General features: G+C 42.7%; 7 protein-coding genes and 1 pseudogene. All 8 read left to right on the forward strand.

From position 1 onward, the window contains the following. Positions 1 to 151: 151 nt before the first annotated feature. The 8 genes and pseudogenes from CHL74_RS14605 (at position 152) to CHL74_RS14640 (ending at position 5,694) form a co-directional block, all read left to right on the forward strand. On the forward strand, positions 152 to 367 hold the full coding sequence (locus tag CHL74_RS14605) for a helix-turn-helix transcriptional regulator (RefSeq protein WP_094881913.1): 216 nt from the start codon (positions 152 to 154) through the stop codon (positions 365 to 367). Between the two features lie 18 nt (positions 368 to 385). After that, positions 386 to 682, forward strand: a complete 297-nt coding sequence (locus CHL74_RS14610) for a HipA N-terminal domain-containing protein (RefSeq protein ID WP_094881914.1) — start codon at positions 386 to 388, stop codon at positions 680 to 682. Between the two features lie 260 nt (positions 683 to 942). Then, positions 943 to 1,856, forward strand: a pseudogene (locus tag CHL74_RS14615) (site-specific integrase). A gap of 438 nt (positions 1,857 to 2,294) precedes the next feature. After that, entirely contained in the window at positions 2,295 to 2,975 is a 681-nt protein-coding gene (locus tag CHL74_RS14620) for a carboxypeptidase-like regulatory domain-containing protein (protein ID WP_094881915.1), read from the forward strand. Positions 2,976 to 2,978: 3 nt separating this feature from the next. After that, a complete protein-coding gene (locus tag CHL74_RS15630) occupies positions 2,979 to 3,776 on the forward strand; it encodes an energy transducer TonB (protein WP_254923342.1) in 798 nt (265 codons plus the stop codon). 19 nt (positions 3,777 to 3,795) lie between these two features. Continuing rightward, on the forward strand, positions 3,796 to 4,800 hold the full coding sequence (locus CHL74_RS14630) for an energy transducer TonB (RefSeq protein ID WP_094881916.1): 1,005 nt from the start codon (positions 3,796 to 3,798) through the stop codon (positions 4,798 to 4,800). Between the two features lies 1 nt (position 4,801). After that, the gene (locus CHL74_RS14635; protein WP_094881917.1) at positions 4,802 to 5,422 is read left to right on the forward strand and encodes a radical SAM protein; all 621 of its coding nucleotides are present in this window, start codon (positions 4,802 to 4,804) and stop codon (positions 5,420 to 5,422) included. A gap of 26 nt (positions 5,423 to 5,448) precedes the next feature. Further along, positions 5,449 to 5,694 carry a HipA domain-containing protein gene (locus CHL74_RS14640; RefSeq protein WP_176452283.1) on the forward strand — a complete coding sequence of 82 codons (246 nt, stop codon included), beginning with the start codon at positions 5,449 to 5,451 and terminating at the stop codon, positions 5,692 to 5,694. The last annotated feature ends 270 nt before the right edge of the window (positions 5,695 to 5,964 follow it).

Below are 5,964 nucleotides of genomic sequence, written 5' to 3' on the forward strand. Positions count from 1 at the left end.
AATCAACGAGTTATGCAACTTTTCAAAGAACTATTTCGCAATATAAAGTGTTAAATGTCAGCAACTTAACGAGCTGAATTCTTGCACTTTTTATGTCAGATTTATATCTAAATTTTGAACACTCTACCCGAAAGGGTATAATTATATAAGTATGAGCACATCAATAGCAGCATTTGTAAAGGAACGCCGGCACATGTTCGGCTTGACGCAGGTGGACTTGGCAGAGAAGTCGGGCGTAGGATTGCGCTTCGTGCGCGAACTGGAGCAGGGAAAGCAGACACTGCGCATCGACAAGATAAACCAAGTGTTGGCTCTGTTCGGACACGAAGTGGGAGCACAGCCGACAAACAACAAAGAAGAACAGTAAACGCTAACATCATTTGTTATGAAGAGTGCTAAAATCTATATGTACGACCACTATGCCGGCCGTCTGACTGAGGACGAAAACGGATTTCAGTTTGTTTACGACAGCGACTATCTCGAAATGGAGGGAGCAGAACCGATAAGCCTCACTATGCCATTGCGCGAAGAACCGTATGAGGACAAGGTGCTCTTCCCATTCTTCGACGGACTGGTGCCAGAGGGGTGGCTGCTCAACATTGCAGAACGAAGTTGGAAGATCAACCAACGCGACCGTATGTCATTGCTGCTGCACAATTTAAGCAAAAGCAACGGAAAGTGAAGATGAGAGAAATGAACTGCAAGTGGTTGAGAATGAGCAATATTTCATAATTCTGCCAATTGGCTGCAAAGCAAAGCCGAGCAGGATATTGAGTTATTTCAGTTACCAAACCGTTAGCGGTCAGTTACCGAAACCAACACTGCTAACGAGGTGAAAAACAAATAGTTTGTCACCAGTGTTTGTTGCACTGTTCTGCACAACTTTCAATGACGGAGAATGCTTACTGATTGATTATTTTTGCAAACTAAAAAAGTAAGCAGATGAAAGTTGAAAAATTCAAGGTGTTGCTCTACCTTAAAAAGAGCGGATTGGACAAGAACGGTAAGGCTCCCATCATGGGACGCATCACCCTCAACCGAACAATGGCGCAGTTCGGTTGCAAGTTGTCATGTACGCCAAAGTTATGGAATCCACGTGAGAGCAGACTTGACGGCAAGAGCAAGGAGGCTGTGGAAGTAAACGCCAAGATTGACAAGCTGTTGCTGGCAATAAACTCAGCCTACGAGTCACTTGTGGAGCGCAAGACGGATTTTGACGCAAAGGCGATAAAGGATCTGTTTCAATGCAATGCAGACACTCAGGTGAGCTTGACGAGCTGTTTATCCGTGAGTACATGGACTTTTGCTTTGACCAGAGAGGTCTTGCACTTGATACAGTCCGCCACTATCTCGCCATCTTGAAGAAGACCTGCCGAATAGCTTTCAAGGCAGGACACTCCGAGCGTTATCATTTTATGCACTTCAAGCTACCTCAAAAGAAAGAGAATCCACCAAAGGCATTGACACGTGAGGACTTCCTGAAAATTCGTGACCTCGAAATACCAGAGCGAAGAAAATCGTTGGCTTTGACCCGTGACCTTTTTCTTTTCGCCTGCTATACAGGCACGGCTTATGCCGATACTGTTTCTATCACGGAAGAAAACCTCTTTCGTGATGAGGAGGGTAGCCTTTGGCTGAAATACCACAGAAAGACGAACAAGATGCTTGCACGTGTGAAGTTACTGCCAGAGGCGCTTGCCATGTTGGAGAAATACAAAGACCCGACAAGACCTACTCTTTTACCGCCACAGGAATTTCGAGTACTGAGAGGTAACATGAAAAGTCTCCGAGTACTATCTGGCATAAGTATGGATTTGGTCTATCATGTAGGGAGTCACAACAAAATCTATTATTGATTGACTATCAATGAATTAAGTATAACAAAGAATGGAACTGCTAACGATTTAGAAACGAGCAATATTCTTTTTCTTTCACAACTTTGCAATATACAAAGAACGCTTCGATTATTAATGCAAAGATAAATCTAATATCTGAAAAACAATATATTTTGCTTTGTTTTTAAATATTATTAATTTTTTGTTGTGTACAAGGTTCTTTAAAACAACACAGCATATTTGGAACACAGATAAATTCTATATACGGCATCAAAAGCAGCGAAAAAGTTAAAAAACAATCCCATTTCTTATAATACAACAAAAAATTATTCTTGTATGTGGATTGTTTTTCGTATTTTTGAAATTAGAATTATAAATGAGTATTTTTTAGGGATTATGACTAATAATATACTCATTTTGTGAGTAAAGAGAATGATGAACATCTAAAAACAGCAATTTATGAAAGCCAAAGGACACAACATCTGCGATATCCTCAAGGCAATTCGCAAACAAATAGCAGATGCTAATGGGATTGACTATTCACCAGAAGAATGCCACTTCACTGGTGAATGCAAGGGAACTTGCCCCAAATGCGAGCAAGATGTGAGATATTTGGAACATGAGTTGCGACTTAGACTGAAAGCAGGGAAGGCTATAAAGGTTGCGGGAGTGGCATTGGGAATAATTGCTCTTGCTGCATCTATTACGTCATGTTCTACACAAAAAGGCTACTATAACTCAACACCACTACTATCAAAGAAAGTTATTCCTATTCGCTTCCAAGAATACACATCCAAAGATTCTATTCTGCTAAAAGATAAAGAATCATTTAGGAAGAAAGGAGTCCTTTTTGTCCAAGGTCATATTATTGACGAAAATACGAAAGAACCGATTGTTAGTGCCTTCATCACAGCTAAACTTTCTGGAAAGAAAACGGCAGCAGACATTGATGGAAACTTCACAATTGAAGTGGAGCCAAAAGATACAATCACCATAAAGTTCATTGGTATGCAAGACAGAATCATCAAACTCTCTGAAATGAATTTCGAAAAACTCAATGTCATCACTTTGACAGAAAGTGGAGGACTCATGGGTGAAATTGTTGTTATCAAAAAAGGACATAAGCATAAAAAAAAATAAACTATGGCAAGAGGACGTTATATTTGCAACACTCTCAAAGCTATCCGCAAGCAGATAGCGGATGCAAATGGGATTGACTATTCACCCGAAGAATGTCATTTCAATGGTGAATGCAAGGGAACTTGTCCGAAATGTGAGCAAGATGTGAGAGATTTGGAGCATGAGTTGCGACGTAGACAGACCGCAGGAAAGGCTATCAAGGTTGCAGGTATTGCAGCAGGACTTGTCGCCATGGCGGCTTGTTCTGATGGGAAACCACAAGGAAACGACAAAGATACACTTACAAGATTGTCGACAACCTTGCATGAAGCCTCAATAGCCCCAACAATGTACAACGGTGAAATCGACCGCAAAAAGCCTATCAAAAACGTGACCGTCAAGAAATTCATGCCGCTGAAAGAGGACAGCAAGCCATCTAAGAAGAACAAGCGAGCCAAGACCGCCGTTGTCCAATCCGCCATCGCCACAGACTCAACCAATAACAGCAAAATATTTGATACTGTTGATGAGGAAGCGTCATTTCCTGGTGGCATAGCGGCGTGTATGAAATATATTGCAGACAATTTTCGCTATCCAAACATACAGGGCGATTGCAGCATACAAGGAAAAATTGTCGTTAGTTTCATTGTCAATGAAGATGGAAATCTAAATGACATCAAAGTGAAGAAAAGCGTCTATTCTGACCTTGACAAAGAAGCCGTCCGGGTGGTGAAAAGTATGCCAAAGTGGATTCCTGCCAAGCAAAACGGCAAGGCGGTGAAATCAAAATACACGCTTCCTGTCTACATCCACGTGCAGTAACTATAAAAAAGGAAAAATCATGGCAACAAGAGGACGCAACATTTGTAACACGCTCAAGGCCATCCGCAAGCAGATCGCGGATGCCAACGGAATCAGTTATTCACCCGAAGAATGCCACTTTAAGGGCGAATGCAAGGGCACTTGCCCGAAATGCGAGCAAGACGTGAGGGACTTAGAACACGAACTGCACCTCCGACAGATGGCAGGGAAAGCCATCAAGGTCGCAGGAGTGGCTTTGGGCATCACCGCCCTCACCGCATCCGCCACATCGTGCGCCACGCAGAAGGGATATTACAAATCGACACCGCCTAAGTCTGAAAAGGTTATCCCTATCCAGTTCCAAAAATACACCACCAACGACATCGCCCTACTCCAAGCGAAAGATTCTCTCAGCAAGAAAGGAATGCTCTTCGTTCAAGGGCATCTCATTAGCGACGAGGACAATGAGCCGCTTATTGGAGCCTCCGTCATCGCTAAACTTTCGGGAAAGTATGCAATAACTGATGTCAATGGAAACTTCACTCTCGAAGTGGAGCAAGGCGACACGATAACCGTGCAATACATCGGCTTCATAGACCGAAGCATCAAACTATCTGAAATGAGCCGAGACAAGCTCAATATCATCACTCTAATATTCAACGAAAGTGCCTTAGGGGAAGTCGTGGCTGGAATCGTTCCCGAAGTCAGAATTAGAGGAACGGCTCCCGTCATCAAAAGAGAAGATACTTTCGAAGAGGCTTCATTCCCAGGCGGTTCGACTGCATTGACGCAATACATCAAGACCAACCTTCAATATCCAAAAGAATGTCGGGAAGGCGCGCCAATAGGCAGAGTCATCCTTGGTTTCACCGTCAACAAGGACGGAAGTTTGAGCAACATCAAGGTAGAGAAAAGTCTTGTCCCTATCCTCGACGAGGAAGCAATCCGAGTACTGAAAAGCATGCCGAAATGGACTCCTGCCAAGAAAAACGGAAAGGTGGTGAAATCACATGCCACCGTTCCTTTCACATTTAAAGTAGAATAACATGAAGACCGCCCCACTCATTTGCATCGACCGCCACCGCCTCACGATAGACGGTGAGGGCGTCACCACGCTTGTGGCATTCCACGGTTGTCCGCTTCGTTGCAAATACTGTCTCAATCCCCAATGCCTTGATGCTGACGGCGTATGGCAGGAGGTGGATACAGAACTGCTGATGGCGAACGTGGAGATGGACAACCTCTACTTCTTAGCTACAGGAGGCGGCATCTGTTTTGGTGGAGGTGAACCGCTTCTGTGGAGTTCATTCATAAAGGAGTTTTGTGAACTATGCCCAGAGGGATGGCACTTTACGATGGAGACGAGTCTAAACGTACCTCGCCATCACTTGGAGAAAGTCACCCCATACATTGACTCCTTTATCATCGACATCAAGGACATGAATCCTGCCATCTATCAAGCCTACACAGGTAAGCCCAACCGGCAAGTTATCGACAACCTTGTCTGGCTCAACACTCATGCCAAACATAAAGACAAGATCATCCTTCGTCTCCCCATAATCCCCAAGTTCAACACCGAAGATGACAGGAAACACAGTCGCCAAGTCTTAATAGAATTAGGATATGAGAATTTTGATGAATTTGAATATGTTATTAGAAACAAATAAACAGTTTTAATTATACAACCATCGTAATGCCTGAGGACAAGGAAGAAATGGCACTGACACTTAACGGCAAGAAGGCAAACATAAAGCGCAACGACTTTGAGAAATCTATTCTCGCTTCGGGAGTGAACGAAAAGGTTCTGGACAACATTGCAAAGAAGTTCCGCAAAGCTCTGATGAAGTGGCTCGACCTGATAGAAGAATCATTCCTGCCCAATGACTATAAACGCCAATACAAGCGCCTTATTCTTAAAAGAATACTGATGTTGAGATAATAATCCAACACAAAAATTATACCCTTTCGGGTAGGGTGTTCAAAATTTATATATAAATCTGACACGAAAAGTGCAAGAATTCAGCTCGTTAAGTTGCTGACATTTAACACTTTATATTGCGAAATAGTTCTTTAAAAAGTTGTGTAACTCGTTGATTTTTAGTAACTTTACATAAATAAAACATATGAAGGTTATGAAAAAGTCAGCCCAAGATAGAGAAATAGAAAAGCTTAAAAAGCAGGTGGAAAAACTCAAGAAAGAGAAAGAATC

This window comes from Prevotella sp. 885 (assembly GCF_002265625.1).
Taxonomy (GTDB): Bacteria; Bacteroidota; Bacteroidia; order Bacteroidales; family Bacteroidaceae; genus Prevotella.

What these genes read in the sequence shown, in the direction of transcription:
- CHL74_RS14605 (WP_094881913.1), top strand. Translation starts at nt 152, where the DNA reads ATGAGCACATCAATAGCAGCATTTGTAAAGGAACGCCGGCACATGTTC.
- CHL74_RS14610 (WP_094881914.1), top strand. Translation starts at nt 386, where the DNA reads ATGAAGAGTGCTAAAATCTATATGTACGACCACTATGCCGGCCGTCTG.
- CHL74_RS14620 (WP_094881915.1), top strand. Translation starts at nt 2,295, where the DNA reads ATGAAAGCCAAAGGACACAACATCTGCGATATCCTCAAGGCAATTCGC.
- CHL74_RS15630 (WP_254923342.1), top strand. Translation starts at nt 2,979, where the DNA reads ATGGCAAGAGGACGTTATATTTGCAACACTCTCAAAGCTATCCGCAAG.
- CHL74_RS14630 (WP_094881916.1), top strand. Translation starts at nt 3,796, where the DNA reads ATGGCAACAAGAGGACGCAACATTTGTAACACGCTCAAGGCCATCCGC.
- CHL74_RS14635 (WP_094881917.1), top strand. Translation starts at nt 4,802, where the DNA reads ATGAAGACCGCCCCACTCATTTGCATCGACCGCCACCGCCTCACGATA.
- CHL74_RS14640 (WP_176452283.1), top strand. Translation starts at nt 5,449, where the DNA reads ATGCCTGAGGACAAGGAAGAAATGGCACTGACACTTAACGGCAAGAAG.